The following is an 18,714-nucleotide window of genomic DNA, read 5'->3' as shown; positions in this document are numbered from 1 at the left end:
GCCCCCTGCCTCTCGGCGACCAGGTGTTCTCTCGGCGGGCGGGAGGGCCGGCCGGCCGGACGGGCGGCGGTAGGATGGCGGCATGCTGCTCTGTGTCACGGCGAGTCACAAGACCGCCGGTTTCGACCTTTTGGAGCGGCTCAGCATCCACACCCTCGAGGTCGCGCCGCTCATCGCCGAGCACCACGAGTGCGTGCAGGGCGCCGTCGTGCTGTCGACGTGCAACCGGTTCGAGGCGTACGTCGACATGGACGAGCCGGTCACGGCGGCCGGCGCCATCGGCGTCGAGGCGACCCTGCTCGCTATCGAGGCGGCGACCGGGGTCACCCCGGCCGAGGTCGAGGGGTCGTACCGCGTCGTGCAGGGCGGAGAGGTCGCCGAGCACTTGTTCGCCGTGGCATCCGGCCTCGAATCCGTCGTCGTGGGCGAAGGCGAGATCGCCGGCCAAGTGCGGCGCGCGCTCGTCGAGGCACGCGCTCACGGCACCTCGTCGCCCGAGCTCGAGCGCCTCTTCCAGCGCGCGTCGGAGGCGCAGCGCGACGTGAAGAACGCCACCGCCCTCAGCCGCGCCGGGCGCTCGCTGGTGCGCCTCGCGCTCGAGCTGGCCGACAGCCGCATCGCGGACTGGACGACACAGCGCGTGCTGCTGGTCGGCACCGGCTCGTACGCCGCGGCGACGCTCGCGGCGCTGCGCGACCACGGCGCGACAGACATCTCGGTGCACTCGCCGTCGGACCGGGGCGAGCGGTTCGCGCTCAAGCACGGGCTCGCCCACGTGCCGGCGGCCGACTTCGCGCAGGCCGCCGGGCGGGCCGACATCCTGATCACCTGCACGAGCGCCGAGCGGCCGGTCGTTCACGCCGCGATGCTCGCGCCGCAAGCGACGAGAGGATGCCCCGTGCACACGCGCGGCGAGCGCCTCGTGATCGACCTCGGGCTCCCGCGCAACGTCGACCCCGATGTCGCGGGGCTTCCCGGCGTGGCGCTGCTCGACCTCGAGACGATCCGACTGCACGCGCCCCTCGAGGAGCTGCAGGCGACGGATGCCGCGCGCGCCGTCGTCGTCGAGGCGGCCCGGCGCTTCTCGGTCGTGGGCGAGAGCCACACCGTCACCCCCGCAGTCGTCGCGTTGCGCGAGCACGTGTTCGCGCTGATGGAGTCGGAGATCGCGCGAGCACGCGCGCGTGGCGACGACGGAGCGGCGGAGCAAGCGCTGCGGCACTTGGTCGGAGTGCTGCTGCACACGCCGACCGCTCGCGCGCGCGAGCTCGCCGCGCAGGGCCGCGCCGACGAGTACGTCGCCGCACTCGCGGCGCTGTTCGGCATCGCCCCGTCCGACCCGGCCGTGCCGGCAACCGAGCTCGAGCAGCGCGACGCCGGCTGAGCGCCGTGCCCGTCATAGCTATGGCAGCAGCGCGCAATCCGGAGCGGATGCCGCGAGACGAGCATCGAGGGTCAGCAGCGAACATTGTGCCGCACGGGCAAGCACGACGTACATGGCGTCGCGCGCGCTGACGTTGTGACGCAGTGCGTACACGGCGGGCAGCATTGACATCATCGGCACCTCCTCGACACCGAGCGTGTCGAACTCACGGAACGCGCGCAGCGCCTGCTCATCGGTGATCTGCCGACTGAGCGACCACCCCCGGACGACGGAGGCGACTTCAGCCGTGAGGTACGGCGGCGCCAGCAGCTCGTGCCCGTCGATCAGCACTGCCGCGCGCCGCCCCGCCTCGGTTCCGAACAGAATCTCGGCGACCGCAGATGCGTCGACGACGAGCGTCATCGGCCGGGTCGCTGCTCGGCGAGCATCTGTGCTGCCGGTTCGAGCGTGGCAACGCCACGGCTCGCTATCTGTTCCAACAGCTCGGCACGGCTCGGACGGGTCGCGAGGCGGTCAAGCTCGCGCAGCAGGTAATCGCTCAGCGAGCGACCCTCGAGCGCGGCCTTCGCCTTGAGTGCCCGGCTCGTCTCGTCCGAGACGTTGCGAACCTGGATCGTTGTCATGCAATCAGCATACATTACATGCATATTGCATGCACCTGCTCAGGGATTCCGCTCCGGGTGTCAGACTGGACGAATGGCCCTGCACATCACCGCCGATCCCGCCGCCGACCAGTTGCTCACGCGCGATCCGCTCGCGCTGCTGATCGGGATGCTGCTGGACCAGCAGGTCGCGATGGAGACCGCGTTCGCCGGCCCGCTCAAGATCGAGCAGCGCATCGGCTCGGTCGACGCCGACACGATCGCCGGGTACGACCCCGACGAGTTCGCGGCGGCGTTCAAGCAGTCGCCCGCAGTGCACCGCTTCCCCGGCTCGATGGCGGGCCGCGTGCAGTCGCTGTGCGAGGCGATCCAGCGCGACTGGGGCGGCGACGCGGCGGCGATCTGGACCGACGGCGGGCCGTCGGGCGCGGAAGTGCTCAAGCGCCTCAAGGCCTTGCCGGGGTTCGGCGAGCAGAAGGCCAAGATCTTCCTCGCGCTTCTGGGCAAGCAGTGCGGATTCGACGGAGCTGGATGGCGCGAGGCATCCGCGCCCTACGGCGAAGCCGGCTCGTTCCGCAGCGTCGCCGACATCGTCTCGCCCGAGTCTCTGACGAAGGTGCGCGAGCACAAGCGCGCGATGAAGGTTGCCGCGGGCCGGGGCAATGCCCCGAAGGAGCGTTGATGCAGTCCGGAGCAAGGTTGAGCAGCCGCCGACGGCGGCGTGTCAAAACCCACATGACGGGATCCTGAGGGAACCGACCGACCTCGCCGTCGCCGAGCGCGTCGCGAAGACCTCGGCAAGGTCGATGTTCCGACGCTCGAGCGCATCGTCGAGGCATCCTTCCGCACCTTCACTGCGGGCACGTACGGCAAGCGCGCTCGCGACACCCCCTCGAGCGACTGACGTCACCCCGGCGCGCGGGACGGGATGCCGAGTTCCTCGGCGGTCGTCGCCATGCGCTGGTCGTACGTCCACACTTCGTCCGCGCCGAGGGCGACGGCCGTGGCGAGATGGATGGCGTCGAGCGAGCGTGTCAGGCCACGCGAGCGAGACCGCGCAGCACGCTGGCCTCGCGCTGCGGGACGAAGGTCGCTCGGGTCGCGCGCGGACGCAAGCGCCGCGGCATCCGGTCTCCTTCGCGGTGCAGCGCAGGCAGCGCCATGGCGACCGAGTCGAGATAGCTGCGCATGATGTCTCCTCTGTGAAGCGCCTCACCGAAGAGACGCGGCGCCGCGTCTTCTATGACGCGACTTCACGCAGAAGGAGCGGATGCCGCCCGCGCTGATACCGCGGCGGCCCGCTTCACGGCCGCACGAACACGTAGCCGCGGTCGCGATCGAACCCGCCCACGACGAGACCGTCGTCGAGGCACCGCAAGAAGTTCGCGCGCACGCGCTCCCGCCACACCGCGGCATCCACCGGCGCCTCCTCGCGCAACGCCTCGATGTCGGGCGGAATCTCGACGGTCGCCACCACCCGGTCCGCCGGCGGCGACGGCGCGGGCGGGGCGGCGAGCGCCCACGTCACCATGACGCGGTCGGACTCGTCGCCGCGGTTGACCCCGTCGTCCATCGGGCCGTAGTGGTTCACGAGGTACTCGGTGACGCGCGTGCCGAGCACGCACAGGTTGAAGTGCGCGTTGCGCGCGACGAGCGGGTCGAACGTCCACGTGATGCGCCCGACATCCCGCTGGAACGCCCACTCCCGCTGGTGGCGCTTGAGCAGCCGGCCGAGCCCCTGGCTCTGCAGGCCGGGAAGGATGCCGGTGATGTGCGAGTGCATCGAGCGCGCCGGCGGCGCGGCGAAGAACGCGACGGACGCCCCGATCATCCGGTCGCCGTCGTACAGGCCGACCGCGTAGTTGCCCGAGTGCGCGAGCGCGCGCAGCAGGTTCGGCGGCATCCCGCTGCGGTCGCCGCCCCACACGACCGAGAGCAGCTCCGACGCGGCGAACACCTCCGACACGGTGGCGAGCTCGCGGATCTCGATCCCGGGCGGGGTCTCCGCCTCGCTCAGCGCGTCGCCGGTCAGATCGTCCATGGCCTTACTTTACGCACGCGCCGTGCTGCCGGCGCTGTCGCGTCGAGTCAGTCTCCGAGCAGCGTGCGGATCGCGGGCGAGACCGGGATGCCGGCGGCCTCCGCCGCATCCCTCGCCTGATACCGGTGGTCGGCGGGCAGCCGCTCCATCCCGGCATCCCGCAGCAGCTGCACGAACCGGGCGATGCGGACCGCGAAGTCGCCGGTCAGGCCGCGGTCGGGGTCGATCACGAGGAGGAACTGGCCGGTGCGGGAGGTGTGCGCGCCGTCGGGCTTTTTCGTCACCGCGTCAAGCGAGAAGTCGCCGCCGGTGAGCCCCGACGCCAGCATCTCCACCATGATCGACAGCGCCGCGCCCTTGTGCCCGCCGAAGGGCAGGAGGATGCCGCCGTCGGCGATCGCCGCGGCATCCGTCGTCTCGTCCCCCTGCGCGTCGACGCCGGTGCCGAGCGGAACGTGCTTTCCGGCGCGCGCCCGCAGGGTGAGGTCCCCGAACGACATCGACGACGTCGCGAAGTCGGCGACGAAGGGACGGCTGCCCTCGACCGGGATGCCGAACGCGAACGGGTTCGTGCTGAGCACCGGCTCGTGGACGCCGGCCGGCGCGACCACCGGCACCCCGCCAGTCACCATCGTGACGGCGACGAGCCCCGCCTCGGCGAACGGCTCGAGGTCGGGCCACAGCGCCCCGTGGTGGTGCGAGTTGCGGATCGCGACAACGGCGACGCCCTCCTGCTCGATCGCGCGCAGGATCGACTCTCGCGCGCGCTCCTGGGCGACGACCGCCAGCCCCCCGCGGGCGTCGACGCGGATGTACGCGGAGCTCACCTGCTCGACGCGCGGCTCGGCTGCGCCATCCAGGTGACCGGCCGCGACCGTGCTGCGGTACTGCAGCACGCGGAACACCCCGTGGCTGAGTGCCCCGTCGCGCTCGCACGCGGCGTGATGACGGGCGAGGATCGCCGCGCCCTCGGGCGCGATGCCCGCGTCGAGCAGCTCTGCCTCCATCGCCGCAACCAGGTCGTCGAACGAGATTCGCGTGATGGTTGACTCAGTCACAGTCGACTCCAGAACATGTCAGGGAAAGTGTGGGCACCCGGCACACTCAACCACATCTTCCCTGACATGGACGAGCGGCCGGACGCTCAGCGGGAGGGTCAGTCGGCGCCGGGGCTCCACCCGGCGGCGATCAGCGCGCTGGTGACCTTCGCCACAGCGGGGCGGAGGTCGGGTCGAAGGTGATGGCTGAGGATGCGCACGTGGTCCCATCCAACGGATCGGATGTCGTCCCAGCGGTCGGCGTCGCGGGCGAACTGCTTCTCGTCGAACGCGTGCGTGCGGCCGTCGTGCTCGACTCCGAGCCGATAGCGCCGGTAGGCGAGGTCGAGCCGGGCGATGAACCTGCCGTCGGGTGCGAACAGGTTGACGTTCAGTTCGGGCTCGGGCAGCCCCGCGCGCACGAGAGCGAGCCGCAGCGCCGTCTCTTCTGCAGTCTCGGCACCCGGGCGGATCTCCTCCAGCGCTCGACGCAACAGGCTGCCTCTGACGTCGCCCGCCTCGCGGAGCTCGCGCCAGAGGTCGTCAAGCGTGAGCAGCTTGCGCTGTGGCAGCACGAGGAAGTCGCCGGCCGCGATGACGTCGTCCAGCTCCCACCGGCTGGCGGCTTGCCGCCACAGCCGCGCCGGGTGCTCGATCGGCAGCCCGCGCGCCCGCCAGCGAGCGGGCTCCCGCGTTTGCAGCCGGTGTCCGACCACCCCGGCGCGCTCGGGCGCCGCCGCTGGCCGCCGCGCCGACACGTGGATCTCACGCGCGCGTGCCCGCGTGTAGGGCAAGGGAGCCCCGATCAGCGCAAGCCCCGTCTCGTGGCTGAAGAACTGTTCGTTGCTGAGGGCGGGCGAGATGCTCTCGGCGACGATAAAGAGCTCGTGGCGCAGACGCTCCATCCGCGTCGACGGGAATTCGTCGAGAGGGATGGCGGCCGGCTCCTGCACCGGCGCCCGCGCGCCGCGAGTGGGCATGACCAGATCACTGGCGCGCAGCCGCGAGACGCTGACGCCCAGCGATCTCGCCTGCGCGACGGCGAACGGGCGGCCGCGAAGCGGGTCGGGCAAGGGGAGCGCACGAGTCATCCCACCATTACGCCCGTCGCCACAGCCCTGCAGGTGCGCGCTGGCGGAATCTGTGGAGAGATCGGCGTCCCAACCCGCCTGTGCAGGAGCAAACAGCGGAGGCTGTCGCCGCGCGTCGTGCCCCAAGACACCGGCCGACGAGAGCATGTCAGGAAAAAAGCGACGTCAGGCGCGGTCAACCCGCATGTTCTCTGACACGCGCTCACAGCGTGTCAGAGAAGATGCGGGCACCCGGTGCCCGAACCCGCCCCTTCCCTGACATGGTCACGAGGAGCGACCACATGCATGTGCGCGGCCGACGAGAACGACTCGCTCGGCGCCCGCACTCGGGACCGCGCTTACTCCGCCACGAAGTGCAGCCGTCGGTTGACGAACTCGCCCATGCCGAGCGGCCCCATCTCGCGCCCGAAGCCGGAGGACTTCACACCGCCGAACGGCAGCTCGGCGCCCTCCGCCGCGATGGTGTTGACGTTCGTCATGCCCACTTCGAGGCGGTCGGCGATCTTCTTGGCGCGCGCCGGGTCGGTGGAGAACACCGACCCGCCGAGCCCGAACGACGAGTCGTTCGCGAGCGCAAGTGCCTCCTCGTCGCTGGACACCTTGAAGACGATGGCGACCGGACCGAAGATCTCCTCGTGGAACGACTCCATGTCGGGGGTGATGCCGGTCAGCACGGCCGGCGAGAAGTACGCGCCGGGGGCGTCGGAGAGCACGCCGCCGACTTCGAGCGTCGCGCCCTCGGCGACGGCCTTCTGCACCTGGGCGTTGACGCCCTCGGCCGCGGTGCGCGACGACAGCGGCGCGAACTCACCCTCGCCGAGCGCAAGCTGGTCGCCGGGCACGAGACCCGTGGCGAGCTTCTTGAGCTCCGCGACGAACTCGTCGTAGATGTCGTCCATGACGATCATGCGCTTGTTTGCGTTGCAGACCTGGCCGCCGTTGGTGACACGGAAGGTCCAGGCATCCTGCGCGATCGCGGCGACGTCGTCGGAGTCGAGCACGACCATGGCGTCGATGCCGCCGAGCTCGAGAACGGCCTTCTTGAGGTTCTTGCCGGCCAGCTCGCCGATGATCGCGCCGGCACGCTCGGAGCCGGTCAGCGACACGCCCTGCACGCGCGGGTCGGCGACGATCGTCGCGATCTGCTCGTGCGAAGCGAACAGGTTGATGTAGCCGCCGTCGGGAACGCCCGCGTCGTGCATGATCTGCTCGATCGCGAGCGCGGAGCGCGCGCAGATGTCAGCGTGCTTGAGCAGGATCGTGTTGCCGAGCACGAGGTTCGGCGCCGCGAACCGCGCCACCTGGTAGAGCGGGAAGTTCCATGGCATGACACCCAGGAGCGGCCCGACCGGAAGGCTCTCGATGACGGCCTTGCCGGGGGCGGCGCTCGGGATCTCGTAGTCGGTCGCCAGGCTCGGGCCGTGCACGGCGTAGTAGTCGATGATCGCCGCGGCGAAGTCGGCCTCGTCGAGGCCCTCCTGCACGGGCTTGCCCATCTCGGTGGCCATGATGGTGGCCAGCTCGTCCCTGCGCTCTTCGAACAGCTCGGCGACGCGGTGCACGATGGCCGCGCGGTCCTGGATGCTGCGCTCTCGCCACTCCAGGTAGGCCGAGTGGCTGCGCGCGAGCGCGTTCTCGACCTCTTCGTCGGTCGCCGAGTCGAAGGTCTCGACGATCTCGCCTGTTGCGGGGTTCTGCGTCCGATACCGTGACATCTCGTGCTCCTTCAGTGCTGCTGCCGTGCCGCGCTTCGGCACAGCGGGGTCTGTCTCACCAGACCCGAAAGATCTGCGCGGTCGGCGGTGACGGCAGAGAACCCAGGGAATAGGCTACTGCGCCCGCACGGCTGGGCGATAACACGAGATAGAGGGGTTCCTTTCATATTCTCCTTTCATAGTCGCTCTTGTAAGGCATTCTTGACTTACGTAAGCTTAACTCCCGAAGGAAAGGAATCGGCTATGTCGATCGCGACGATGACGAGCAAGGGCCAGATCACCGTGCCCAAAGACGTGCGGGAGGATCTCAACCTCACCGCGGGCTCGAAGGTGATGTTCGTGAAGCTGCACAACGGGCAGTACCGGCTGGTCGCGCGCACCGGGAAGATCCAGGATCTCTTCGGCATCCTCTATGACCCGGCGCGGCCGCCGATGACCATCGAGGACATCAACGAGGCGATCGCCGAGGGCGGCGCCGCGAGCGGGATGCAGGGCCTCGAGTGATTGACGCCGACACCCGGCTGACCGGCGTCGACACCAACGTTATGCTGCGCGCCATGCTCGCCGACGACGAGGAGCAGTCGGCGATCGCACGGAGGTTCTTGCGGACACTGTCTGTCGACCGGCCGGGGTTCGTCACGCAAGTAGCGCTCGCCGAGATCTACTGGGTGCTGACGCGGACCGCCAAGCTGTCGCGGCTAGAGGCGCTGAGCATGCTCCGCGGCATCATCCACACCGAGGTTCTCGAGTTCGACGACGGCGAGAGCGTCGTGCGCGCCCTCGCGCTCGCAGAGGAGGGCGCGGACTTCGCCGACGCGCTGATCCAGGGCACGATGGAGCTGTTCGGCGCGCACGAGACCGTCACTTTCGATCGGCGTGCCGCGGACCGCCTCGGCTGGCGGCTCCTGGACGACACCGCCTGACAGAATGCCGTAGGAGCGTAATCTGGTGCTCGACTCGGACTCGCCCCTAGAAGGAGAACACCCATGACGATCGCAGCCGAAGAGCGCGCCTCGAACGCCACCGCCGACGTGCGGGTCATCTCGCACTGGATCGACGGTGCCGAGCGCGCCTCGACAAGCGGGCGGACCGCTCCCGTCTACAACCCGGCCACCGGCGCCGTGCAGGCCGAAGTCTCCCTCGCCGACCAGGCCGAGATCGACGAGGCGATCGCGTCCGCGCAGCGCGGCTTCGAGGTGTGGAGCCAGTACTCGATCGCGAAGCGGCTCACGGTGCTGTTCGCCTTCCGCGAGCTGCTCAACGCCCGAAAGAAGGAGCTCGCCGCCATCCTCACCTCCGAGCACGGCAAGGTGCTCTCCGACGCGATGGGCGAGATCCTGCGCGGCCAGGAGGTCGTCGAGCTCGCGTGCGGCTTCCCGTCGCTGCTGAAGGGCGCGTACTCCGAGAACGTGTCGACGGGCATCGACGTGTACTCGCTCAAGCAGCCGCTCGGCGTCGTCGGCATCATCAGCCCGTTCAACTTCCCAGCCATGGTGCCGATGTGGTTCTTCCCGATCGCTCTCGCGGCCGGCAACGCGGTCGTGGTCAAGCCGAGCGAGAAGGATCCGTCCGCGTCGCTGTGGATCGCGAACCTGTGGAGAGAGGCCGGCCTGCCGGCAGGCGCGTTCACCGTGCTGCAGGGCGACAAGCTCGCCGTGGACGGCCTGTTGAACTCCCCCGTCGTGCAGTCGATCAGCTTCGTCGGCTCGACCCCGATCGCTCAGTACATCTACGAGACCGCGTCGCGCAACGGCAAGCGCGTGCAGGCCCTGGGCGGGGCGAAGAACCACATGCTGGTGCTCCCCGACGCCGACCTCGACCTCGTCGCCGACCAGGCCGTCAACGCAGGGTACGGCGCGGCCGGCGAACGCTGCATGGCCATCAGCGTCGTGCTGGCCGTCGAGCCGGTCGCCGACGAGTTGATCGGCAAGATCCAGGAGCGCATCGCCCGGCTGCGGATCGGCAACGGGGCCGCCGAGGCCGAGCCCGACATGGGCCCGCTGATCACCGGCGCGCACCGCGACAAGGTGTCCAGCTACGTCGACATCGCAGAAGCCGACGGCGCCGACATCGTCGTCGACGGGCGCGGCTTCACGGTGGAGGGGCACGAGGACGGATTCTTCTTCGGCCCCACGCTGCTGGACAACGTGCCGCTGAGCTCGCGGGCGTACACCGAGGAGATCTTCGGCCCCGTGCTCTCGATCGTGCGCATCGAGAGCTTCCAGGAGGGCGTGGAGCTGATCAACTCCGGCCAGTTCGGCAACGGCACCGCGATCTTCACGAACGACGGTGGCGCCGCCCGCCGGTTCCAGAACGAGATCCAGGTCGGCATGATCGGCATCAACGTGCCGATTCCCGTCCCGGTCGCCTACCACTCGTTCGGCGGGTGGAAGCAGTCGCTGTTCGGCGACGCGAAGGCGTACGGCGTGCACGGCTTCGACTTCTTCACGCGCGAGAAGGCGATCACCAGCCGCTGGCTCGACCCCGCCACGCACGGCGGGATCAACCTGGGCTTCCCGCAGAACACCTGACGCCCCGACCCTCAACCTCGCGGAGGACTCATGACCATCACTGCTGCATCCGCCACCAACGCCGAGGTCGCGGCGGCCGACCTCGAACACGTCTTCCACTCGTGGTCGGCGCAGGCGGCCCTGAACCCGCTGCCGATCGCGGGCGGCTCGGGGAGCACCGTGTGGGACCACAACGGCAACCGCTACCTCGACTTCTCCAGCCAGCTCGTCAACGTGAACATCGGCTACCAGCATCCCGGCGTCGTCGCCGCGATCCGCGAGCAGGCCGACAAGCTCGTCACGGTGGGCCCGGCGTTCGCAAACGAGACGCGCGCCGAGGCGGCCAGGCTCATCACCGAGCGGGCGCCCGAGGGCTTCAACAAGGTCTTCTTCACCAACGGCGGCGCCGACGCCAACGAGAACGCCATCCGCATGGCCCGGCTGCACACCGGCCGCGACAAGATCATCTCGCGCTACCGCTCGTACCACGGCAACACCGGGGCGGCGATCGTGGCGACCGGCGACTGGCGCCGCGTGCCGAACGAGTACGCGCGCGGGCACGTCCACGTGTTCGGCCCGTACCTCTACCGCAGCGAGTTCTGGGCCACGACCCCCGAGCAGGAGGCCGAGCGCGCCCTGCGCCACCTGGAGCGGGTCGTGCAGGCCGAGGGGCCCGAGTCAGTCGCCGGAATCCTGCTGGAGACGATTCCGGGCACCGCCGGCATCCTCCTCCCCCCGCCCGGCTACCTGGCGGGCGTGCGCGAGATCGCCGACCGCTACGGCATCATGCTGATCCTCGACGAGGTGATGGCCGGGTTCTCGCGCGCCGGCGAGTGGTTCGCGTTCGACGCGTTCGACGTGCGCCCCGACCTCATCACGTTCGCAAAGGGCGTCAACTCGGGCTATGTGCCCGTCGGCGGCGTGCTCATCTCCGACCCGATCGCGCACACGTTCGACGAGCGCGTGTTCCCCGGCGGCCTCACCTACTCGGGCCACCCGCTCGCCGCCGCCTCCATCGTCGCCACGCTGCGCGCCTACGAGGAGGAGGGCATCGTCGAGCACGCCCGCCGCATGGGGCAGGAGGTGATCGGCCCGCGGCTGACGGCCATGGCCGAGCGCCACGAGATCATCGGCGAAGTGCGCGGCATGGGCGTGTTCTGGGCCGTCGAGCTCGTCGCCGACCGCGCCACGCGCGAGCCGGTGTCGGCCGCCGTGATCGGCGACCTCAAGCGCCGGCTGACCGCCGCCGGCTACCTGCCGTTCGCCGCCGACAACCGCATCCACGTCGTGCCGCCCGCCGTCACCACGGCGGACGAGCTCGACCAGGGCCTGACGATCCTCGACGCCGCACTCGCCGACACGGCGCTCTGACGGCGCGCGCGGCGGCGCGCGGGACGGGCACGGCACTGCCGCCCGCCGGTAGATTTGCAGAAGACTTTCGAGGAGACATCCATGCCCGCCGTCCGCGAATCGACGCTCGACCACGCCTGCCTGATCGTGCACGGACCGGACCAGCCGGGGCTTGTCGCCGCGGTGACGGCGCTGATCACGCGCAACGAGGGCAACATCGTCACGCTCGACCAGTACTCCGACAACCCGGAGGGCGGCGCGTTCTTCCAGCGCGTCGTGTTCCACCGCGCCGGCCTGTCGGCGGCGCTCCCCGACATCCGCGCAGACATCGCCGCCACGCTCGAGCCCTACGGCATGGAGTGGCGGCTGACCGACCAGTCGATCCCGAAGCGGATGGCGATCCTCGCCTCGACGTCCGACCACTGCCTGCTCGAGCTGCTGTGGCGCCACCGCCGTGGCGAGTTGCCCGTCACGATCCCGATGGTGGTCTCCAACCACACCAACGTCGCAGACGACGTGCGCTCGTTCGGCATCCCGTTCTTCCACGTGCCGTCCCAGGGGCCCGACAAGTCCACGGCCGAGGCCCGCATCCTGGAACTGCTCCGCGACAACGTCGACTTCGTCGTGCTGGCGCGCTACATGCAGATCCTCTCCGACGATTTCTTGCGGGATGTCGCGGCGCCCGTCATCAACATCCACCACTCGTTCCTGCCCGCGTTCATCGGCGCCGCCCCCTACCGCAAGGCGCACGAGCGCGGGGTCAAGCTCATCGGGGCGACGTCGCACTACGTCACGAAAGACCTCGATGAGGGGCCGATCATCGAGCAGGACGTCGTGCGCGTGAGCCACGCCGACACCGCCGCCGACCTGCAGCGCCGCGGGTCGGACGTCGAGCGGGCGGTGCTCGCGCGCGCCGTGACGTGGCACGCGGAAGACCGTGTGATCCGCCACGGGAACCACACGATCGTCTTCCCGTAGCCGCGCGGGCTACTGGGCGGTGTAGCCGCCGTCGACGAGGTGGTAGCTGCCCGTGATGAAGGATGCCGCGTCGCTGGCCAGGAACGCGACGAGCGCCGCGACCTCCTCCGACGCGCCGAGGCGGCCGATCGGGTGCTTCGAGACGAGCAGCTCGAACGCCTCGGGCGGCAAGATGCTCAGCAGCGGAGTGTCGATGTAGCCGGGTCCGACCGAGTTGACCCGGATGCCTGCCGCCGCGTACTCGAGCGCGGCCGTCTTGGTGAAGCCGACCACGGCGTGCTTGGTGGCGACGTACGCGGGCGAGCCGGCGGAACCGACACTGCCGAGGATCGACGCGATGTTCACGATCGAGCCGCCGCCGTTTTTCAGCATCGCGTTGATCTGGCCGCGCGTGCCGCGGAAGACCGCGTTGAGGTTGATGCTGACGACGCGGTCCCAGTCGACGTCGCTGTGCTCTCCGGTCGGCGCCAGGGCGCCGCCGATGCCCGCGTTGTTGACGCCGATCTTGAGCGGCGCGAGGGCCTCGGCGGCCCGCACCGTCTCATCGACGACCTCGGTGGACGCGGCGTCGCCGGCGACGGCGACCGCCGTGCCGCCCGCGGCCTCGATCTCGGCGGCGACGGCCTTCGCCGCATCCTCGCTCAAGTCCTGGACGACAACCTTGGCGCCGTTGGCGGCCAGCAGCAGGGCAACCGCGCGCCCGATTCCGGATCCGCCGCCGGTGACGATCGCAGAGCGGTCGGCGACATCGTACGTGGCCATGTGAGTCCTCTTTCCTACAGGTGGAGATGTCTTTCCAACCTACTCGGACGGCCATCCACGGGAGGTGTATTGCTGGTGTATATTCGGTGTATGGCGCGCACCAACATCGACCTCGACGAGTCAGCGGTCGAGGCGGTCATGCGGCGCTTCGCCTTCACCACGAAGCGCGACGCCGTGAACTACGCGCTGCGCGCGCTTGCGGCCGAGCCGTTCGGCCGTGACGAGGCCCTCGCGATGGAGGGCTCAGGCTGGGAGGGCGACCTCGACGTGATGCGGGAGAGCAGGGCGCTCTGACATGCTGCTCGACTCGTCGGCGTGGATCGAGTACTTGAGGGCCACCGGGTCGCCGACCCACCTCGCCGTGCGCGCGCTCATCCGGGCCGACGAGCCCATTGCGACCTGCGAGCCGGTGGTCATGGAGCTGCTGGCGGGCGGGCGCTCCGATTCGCACGCGGTCGAGCTCGAGCGCCTGCTCGCGCGCGCCACCCTGCTGCGCACGCTGCCCACCGACTGGGTGGACGCCGCCCGCATCCACCGCGCGGGCAGGCGCCAGGGCGTGACGATCCGCAAGCTCATGGACTGCCTCATCGCGGCGATCGCCCTGCGCGCGGGCGAGTCGGTGCTCCACCTCGACGCCGACTTCGATGCGATCGCGCGCGTCGTTCCGCTCACCACCGCGCGCGGCTGACCATGCGACGGGCAGAGTCCGTCAGTGCACGTGCTCCATGAGGTCGACACCGAGCGTGTGGAACGCGCTGTGCACGCGCAGCCGGTGCATCACCGAGAGGTCGTCGAAGCACACGATGAGCGCGTAGGACAGCCCCGCGCGCGGGCCGGCGAGCACGCCCGCCTCCACCCGGATGCCGTCGTCACGCCCGGTCTTGTTGATGAACAGCAGGCCGTGCGCGTCGTTGTCGTGGTCGAAAGGGTCGAGCCCGGTCTCGGCCGCGACGAGGCTGAGGTCGTGGTGCAGGCTGAGCCACTCGGCGACCTGGGCGCTGACGGCGGCGCTGACCGCCTTGCCATTGACGAGGGCGGCGAACAGGCCCGCCAGCTCGCGCGCCGAGGCGAGCGCGAAGTGCGGCGCGTCGTCGGGGCCGCGATGGTCGCGGAACCAGTCGAGCAGCGCGGTGTGCTCCAACCCCATCCCCTCCACCCGCGAGCGCACGGCCTCGAGGCCGACGCGGGCGAGCAACGCGTTCGCCGCTGGCTCGTCGCCGGTCGCCGCCGCCAGCACCGCGAGGTCGACAAGCGGCAGGGCGGGCGCCTTCAGGTGCTGCCAGATGCCGGTGGTGGCCGAGCCATCCGTCTCCCGCTCGACGATCTCGAGCGGGTCGAGCGATCCGTCGTCGAAGCGCGCGGCCACCTCAATGAGCAGCGGCACGACGCCGAGCCCGGCCACCGGGTGCGTGACGAAGTCGTCGCCGGCGAGCACGACGGCGTCGCGGTCGAGGTCGGCCACGTGCAGCGACACGCGCGCGCCGGCCAGGGCGAGGTCGTCGAGGGCCCGCATCGTGGACGCGAACGAGCTGCTGCCGGCCGCGCGCCGCGACCGCCGCAGCCCCGTGCCGCGCGACGAGCGCAACGACGACTCACGCGTGGGTTCGGGGGGAACGCCCACGGCACGTCCTTCCGTCGAATACGAGGTCACCAGATCGAGACGCGCTCGTCCGGAGACAGCCACAGCGCGTCCGTTTCGGTCACGCCGAACGCGTCGTAGAACGCGTCGATGTTGCGCACAATCTGGTTGCAGCGGAACTCGTTCGGAGAGTGCGGGTCGATCGTGAGCAACCGGATCGTCTCGGCCTCCCTGCCCTTCTGCTGCCAGATCTGACCCCAGCTGAGCAGCAGGCGTTGGATGCCGGTGAGCCCGTCGATCTCCGAGTCTTCAGCCCCCTCCGGCCCCTGAGCGCTTTCCTCCGGCCCCTGAGCCTGTCGAAGGGAGAGCTCATACGCCTTGATCGCGATGCCGAGCCCGCCCAGGTCGCCGATGTTCTCGCCGACCGTGAGCGCGCCGTTCACGGTGTGCTCCGGGTCGATGCCTGCCGGCGTCAGACCGTCGAACTGGGAGATGAGCACGGACGTGCGCTCCTCGAAAGCGGTGCGGTCGGCATCCGTCCACCAGTCCTCGAGCTTGCCGTCGCCGTCGAACCGGCTGCCCTGGTCGTCGAAGCCGTGCCCGATCTCGTGGCCGATCACGGCCCCGATGCCGCCGTAGTTCGCCGCGGCGTCACGCTCGGCGTCGAAGAACGGGTACTGCAGGATGACCGCGGGGAACACGATCTCGTTCATCAGCGGGTTGTAGTACGCGTTGACTGTCTGCGGCGTCATGAGCCACTCGTCACGGTCGATCGGCTGGCCGACCTTGCCGAGCTGGCGGTCGTGCTCGTGCACGTGCGCGCGCCGCACGTTGCCGACGAGGTCGCCCGGGTCGATCTCCAGGCTCGAGTAGTCCCGCCACTTCTCGGGGTAGCCGATCTTGGGCGTGAACGCTTCGAGCTTCGCGAGCGCGCGCTCGCGGGTCTCCGGGCCCATCCACTCGAGCTCGGCAATGCTCTGCCGGTACGCCTCGATGAGGTTCGTGACGAGGTCGTCCATCGCCTTCTTCGCCGCGGGCGGGAAATGCCGCTCGACGTAGACCTTGCCGATCGCCTCGCCCAGGGCCGCCTCGGCGAGCCCGACCCCGCGCTTCCAGCGCTCGCGGATCACGGGCACGCCCGTGAGCTGCGTGCCGTAGAACGCGAAGTTCTCGGCGACGAAATCGTCGGGCAGGAACGGGGCGGCGGCGTGCACGATCTGGAAGCGCAGCCACGCCTTCCAGTCGTCGAGCCGCTCTTCGGTCAGCAGCGAGCCGAGGCCCTCGACGAAGCTCGGCTGGTAGACGACCGCCTCGGCGAACGCGTCGGGGTACCCCGGGGCCGCGCCCTCGCGCCACGGCGCCAGGTCGACGCCGGCCAGCTCCACGATCTCGTCCCACGTCTTGAGGTTGTAGGTGGCGACGGCGTCGCGGCTGCGCACGTTGTCCCAGTGGTGCCCGGCCAACTCGGTCTCCAGCGCCGTGATGCGGTCGGCGGCGCTCGCGGCATCCGCGACTCCGGCGAGCTCCAGCATCCGCTCGACGTGGGCGCGGAACGCGATTCGCAGCTCTTGGAAGCTGTCCAGGCGGTAGTACGACTCGTCGGGCAGCGACAGCCCGCCCTGCACGAGGAACGGCACATAGCGGCTGGGGTCGCCCGGGTCGGGCTCGACGTAGAGCGTGACGAGGCCGCCGACGCCATCGCGCTCGAGCTCGCCGACGACGCGCAGCAGTTCGGCGACCGACGAGACGCCGTCGACGCGGGCGAGGGACTCTGCGAGGGGGGATGCCGCGAGCTCGGCGACGCGCTCGGTGTCCATGAAGCTCGTGTACAGGTCGCCGATCTTGCGCGCCTGGGTGCCGGGCTCTGCCTCGGTGGACTCCTCCACGATCGCGCGGACGTCCTTCTCCGCCTGCTCCGCGATCAGGTGGAAGGCGCCCCAGCGCGCTTTGTCTTCGGGGATCTCGGTGCGTTCGAGCCACGCGCTGTTGACGTGGAGGAAGAGGTCGTCCTGGGGGCGGATCTCGTCGCTGAGCTCATCGAGCGCGAGTCCGGAGCGCGGGCCATCCGTCATCGTTCCAGGATAAGCCGCCGCCGGCTTCGCGCGGTCGGCTGCGCGCGCGCCTCGGCGCGGCCTCGCGCGCCACAGACCCGCAGTCGCTACAGAAACCCGCAAACGCGCGCCTCGGGTTTCGCGCGCGCTACAGAAACCCGCACTCGCGCGCGCGACTCGCACGCGCGAGTGCAGGAACCTGTAGCGCGACGCCACGTGACGCCGCGGGGCGGGGCGCGGCAGGGCGCGGCAGCGCACGCGTAGGCTCGAGCGAGTGACGGGACGGGACGCGCTGAATCGCGACATCCTGCGCCTCGCCGTCCCGGCTCTCGGCGCTCTCGTCGCCGAGCCGCTGTTCCTCATCGTCGACGCGGCGCTCGTGGGCCATCTGGGGGTCGCGCCGCTCGCGGGGCTCGGCATCGCCGCCGCCGTGCTGCAGACGATCGTCGGGCTCATGGTGTTCCTCGCGTACGCCACGACGCCGGCGGTCGCGCGCCGGTTCGGGGCCGGCGACCACACCGACGCCGTGTCGGTCGGCATCGACGGCATGTGGCTCGCACTCGGCATCGGGGCCGTCCTCGCCGTCGTCGGGTACGTCTGCGCGCCGCTGCTGGTGAACGCGTTCGGCGCCGGGGACGAGGTCGCCGCCGAGGCGGCCGTCTACCTCGGCATCTCGATGTGGGGCCTTCCCGCGATGCTCGTGGTGTTCGCCGCCACCGGGCTGCTGCGCGGCATGCAAGACACGGTCACGCCGCTGTGGATCTCAGGACTCGGCTTCGCCGCCAACGCACTGCTGAACTGGGTGTTCATCTACGGCCTCGGGTGGGGCATCGCCGGATCGGCGGCGGGCACCGTCGTCGCACAGTGGGGCATGGTCGCCGCGTACGTCGTCGTGGTGGGCCGGCTGGCGCGCCGGCACGCGGCATCCCTCCGCCCTCGTCGCGACGGCATGCAGGGGTCGGCGCGCCTCGGCGGCTGGCTGTTCCTGCGCACAGTGTCGCTGCGGGTCGCGCTGCTGGCCACCGTCGCCGTCGTGACCGGCCTCGGCGAGCACGAGCTGGCGGGATGGCAGGTCGTCTTCACGCTTTTCTCGACCGCGGCGTTCGCGCTGGACGCCCTCGCGATCGCCGCGCAGGCGCTCATCGGGAAGAGCCTCGGAGCCGACGCCCGGCCCGAAGTCCTGCGCGTGCTGCGCCGCACGCTTGCGTGGGGAGCGTGGTTCGGGCTGTTCGTCGGCGCGCTGATCGGCGGCTTCTCCGGCGTGATCGGGCTGCTGTTCACGGGAGACGCCGGGCTCGCGGCGCTCGTCCAGCCCGCGCTCATCGTGCTCGCGGTCGCGCAGCCGCTGTGCGGACTGGTGTTCGTGCTCGACGGCGTGCTCATGGGAGCCGGCGACGGGCGCTACCTGGCGATCGTCGGCGTGCTGAACCTCGTGCCGTTCGTGCCCGTGCTCGTCGTGATCGCGGCGCTGCACCCGGTCGGCGCGTGGGGGCTCGCGTGGGTGGCGGTCGCGTTCTTCGGCGTGTACATGCTCGCGCGGCTGGTCGGGCTGGGCTGGCGCGTGCGCGGACGGGCATGGATGTCGGTCAGCGCGTGATTCCGCGGCGGCTGCTC

The 18,714-nt window shown here is 70.3% G+C and carries 20 protein-coding genes and 1 pseudogene; 10 read left to right on the top strand and 11 right to left on the bottom strand.

Annotated elements, in window-relative coordinates; genetic code table 11:
* Positions 1–82: 82 nt before the first annotated feature.
* Positions 83–1,384, top strand: coding sequence for a glutamyl-tRNA reductase (locus tag QM611_RS02230; protein WP_415078275.1), 1,302 nt, complete (start codon positions 83–85; stop codon positions 1,382–1,384).
* Between the two features lie 18 nt (positions 1,385–1,402).
* Here the strand turns inward: QM611_RS02230 and QM611_RS02225 are convergent, their stop codons facing one another.
* Together QM611_RS02225 and QM611_RS02220 are read right to left on the bottom strand one after the other, a co-directional pair.
* Positions 1,403–1,786, bottom strand: coding sequence for a type II toxin-antitoxin system VapC family toxin (locus tag QM611_RS02225; protein ID WP_415078274.1), 384 nt, complete (start codon positions 1,784–1,786; stop codon positions 1,403–1,405).
* Entirely contained in the window at positions 1,783–2,007 is a 225-nt protein-coding gene (locus QM611_RS02220; protein WP_415078273.1) for a FitA-like ribbon-helix-helix domain-containing protein, read from the bottom strand. The genes QM611_RS02225 and QM611_RS02220 overlap by 4 nt, the downstream gene beginning before the upstream one ends.
* A gap of 73 nt (positions 2,008–2,080) precedes the next feature.
* Here QM611_RS02220 and QM611_RS02215 point away from each other — a divergent pair, with 73 nt between their 5' ends.
* Positions 2,081–2,668, top strand: coding sequence for an HhH-GPD-type base excision DNA repair protein (locus QM611_RS02215; protein ID WP_415078272.1), 588 nt, complete (start codon positions 2,081–2,083; stop codon positions 2,666–2,668).
* A gap of 224 nt (positions 2,669–2,892) precedes the next feature.
* Here the strand turns inward: QM611_RS02215 and QM611_RS02210 are convergent.
* The 6 genes and pseudogenes from QM611_RS02210 to QM611_RS02185 form a co-directional block, all read right to left on the bottom strand.
* A pseudogene (locus tag QM611_RS02210) lies at positions 2,893–3,027 on the bottom strand (VapC toxin family PIN domain ribonuclease); the annotation flags it as partial.
* A complete protein-coding gene (locus QM611_RS02205) occupies positions 3,021–3,176 on the bottom strand; it encodes a hypothetical protein (RefSeq protein WP_415078271.1) in 156 nt (51 codons plus the stop codon). The gene QM611_RS02205 and the pseudogene QM611_RS02210, both read right to left, overlap by 7 nt.
* A gap of 113 nt (positions 3,177–3,289) precedes the next feature.
* On the bottom strand, positions 3,290–4,027 hold the full coding sequence (locus QM611_RS02200) for a GNAT family N-acetyltransferase (RefSeq protein ID WP_415078270.1): 738 nt from the start codon (positions 4,025–4,027) through the stop codon (positions 3,290–3,292).
* 47 nt (positions 4,028–4,074) lie between these two features.
* A complete protein-coding gene (locus QM611_RS02195; protein ID WP_415078269.1) occupies positions 4,075–5,085 on the bottom strand; it encodes an Ldh family oxidoreductase in 1,011 nt (336 codons plus the stop codon).
* A gap of 98 nt (positions 5,086–5,183) precedes the next feature.
* Complete coding sequence (locus tag QM611_RS02190) at positions 5,184–6,155, bottom strand: hypothetical protein (protein ID WP_415078268.1); 972 nt, start codon at positions 6,153–6,155, stop codon at positions 5,184–5,186.
* A 338-nt stretch (positions 6,156–6,493) separates the two neighbouring features.
* Complete coding sequence (locus QM611_RS02185; RefSeq protein ID WP_415078267.1) at positions 6,494–7,870, bottom strand: NAD-dependent succinate-semialdehyde dehydrogenase; 1,377 nt, start codon at positions 7,868–7,870, stop codon at positions 6,494–6,496.
* A gap of 243 nt (positions 7,871–8,113) precedes the next feature.
* Between QM611_RS02185 and QM611_RS02180 the strand changes: the two genes are divergently transcribed.
* The 5 genes from QM611_RS02180 (at position 8,114) to purU (ending at position 12,708) form a co-directional block, all read left to right on the top strand.
* Positions 8,114–8,374 carry an AbrB/MazE/SpoVT family DNA-binding domain-containing protein gene (locus QM611_RS02180; protein WP_415078266.1) on the top strand — a complete coding sequence of 87 codons (261 nt, stop codon included), beginning with the start codon at positions 8,114–8,116 and terminating at the stop codon, positions 8,372–8,374.
* Positions 8,371–8,793: a PIN domain-containing protein gene (locus tag QM611_RS02175; RefSeq protein ID WP_415078265.1), complete on the top strand. Its 423-nt coding sequence runs from the start codon at positions 8,371–8,373 to the stop codon at positions 8,791–8,793. The genes QM611_RS02180 and QM611_RS02175 overlap by 4 nt, the downstream gene beginning before the upstream one ends.
* A 63-nt stretch (positions 8,794–8,856) precedes the next feature.
* Positions 8,857–10,401 carry a CoA-acylating methylmalonate-semialdehyde dehydrogenase gene (locus QM611_RS02170; RefSeq protein ID WP_415078264.1) on the top strand — a complete coding sequence of 515 codons (1,545 nt, stop codon included), beginning with the start codon at positions 8,857–8,859 and terminating at the stop codon, positions 10,399–10,401.
* Positions 10,402–10,431: 30 nt separating this feature from the next.
* The gene (locus QM611_RS02165) at positions 10,432–11,751 is read left to right on the top strand and encodes an aspartate aminotransferase family protein (RefSeq protein WP_415078263.1); all 1,320 of its coding nucleotides are present in this window, start codon (positions 10,432–10,434) and stop codon (positions 11,749–11,751) included.
* Between the two features lie 81 nt (positions 11,752–11,832).
* Entirely contained in the window at positions 11,833–12,708 is an 876-nt protein-coding gene (gene purU / locus QM611_RS02160; protein WP_415078262.1) for a formyltetrahydrofolate deformylase, read from the top strand.
* Between the two features lie 9 nt (positions 12,709–12,717).
* Here purU and QM611_RS02155 read toward each other — a convergent pair whose 3' ends face one another.
* The gene (locus QM611_RS02155; protein WP_415078261.1) at positions 12,718–13,470 is read right to left on the bottom strand and encodes an SDR family NAD(P)-dependent oxidoreductase; all 753 of its coding nucleotides are present in this window, start codon (positions 13,468–13,470) and stop codon (positions 12,718–12,720) included.
* 90 nt (positions 13,471–13,560) lie between these two features.
* On the opposite strand from QM611_RS02155, the gene QM611_RS02150 reads away from it, so the two are divergent.
* Complete coding sequence (locus QM611_RS02150; RefSeq protein WP_415078260.1) at positions 13,561–13,764, top strand: type II toxin-antitoxin system VapB family antitoxin; 204 nt, start codon at positions 13,561–13,563, stop codon at positions 13,762–13,764.
* Between the two features lies 1 nt (position 13,765).
* Complete coding sequence (locus QM611_RS02145; RefSeq protein WP_415078259.1) at positions 13,766–14,158, top strand: PIN domain nuclease; 393 nt, start codon at positions 13,766–13,768, stop codon at positions 14,156–14,158.
* A gap of 21 nt (positions 14,159–14,179) precedes the next feature.
* Here QM611_RS02145 and QM611_RS02140 read toward each other — a convergent pair whose 3' ends face one another.
* Together QM611_RS02140 and QM611_RS02135 are read right to left on the bottom strand one after the other, a co-directional pair.
* Positions 14,180–15,091: a serine hydrolase gene (locus QM611_RS02140; RefSeq protein WP_415078258.1), complete on the bottom strand. Its 912-nt coding sequence runs from the start codon at positions 15,089–15,091 to the stop codon at positions 14,180–14,182.
* 26 nt (positions 15,092–15,117) lie between these two features.
* The gene (locus tag QM611_RS02135) at positions 15,118–17,121 is read right to left on the bottom strand and encodes a M13 family metallopeptidase (RefSeq protein ID WP_415078257.1); all 2,004 of its coding nucleotides are present in this window, start codon (positions 17,119–17,121) and stop codon (positions 15,118–15,120) included.
* Positions 17,122–17,374: 253 nt separating this feature from the next.
* Between QM611_RS02135 and QM611_RS02130 the strand changes: the two genes are divergently transcribed.
* Positions 17,375–18,697, top strand: coding sequence for an MATE family efflux transporter (locus QM611_RS02130; protein ID WP_415078256.1), 1,323 nt, complete (start codon positions 17,375–17,377; stop codon positions 18,695–18,697).
* Positions 18,698–18,714: the final 17 nt, after the last annotated feature.

It is taken from the genome of Microbacterium sp. (genome assembly GCF_047606685.1).
Lineage (GTDB): Bacteria > Actinomycetota > Actinomycetes > Actinomycetales > Microbacteriaceae > Microbacterium.
This window is presented reverse-complemented; position numbering and strand designations above follow the sequence as displayed.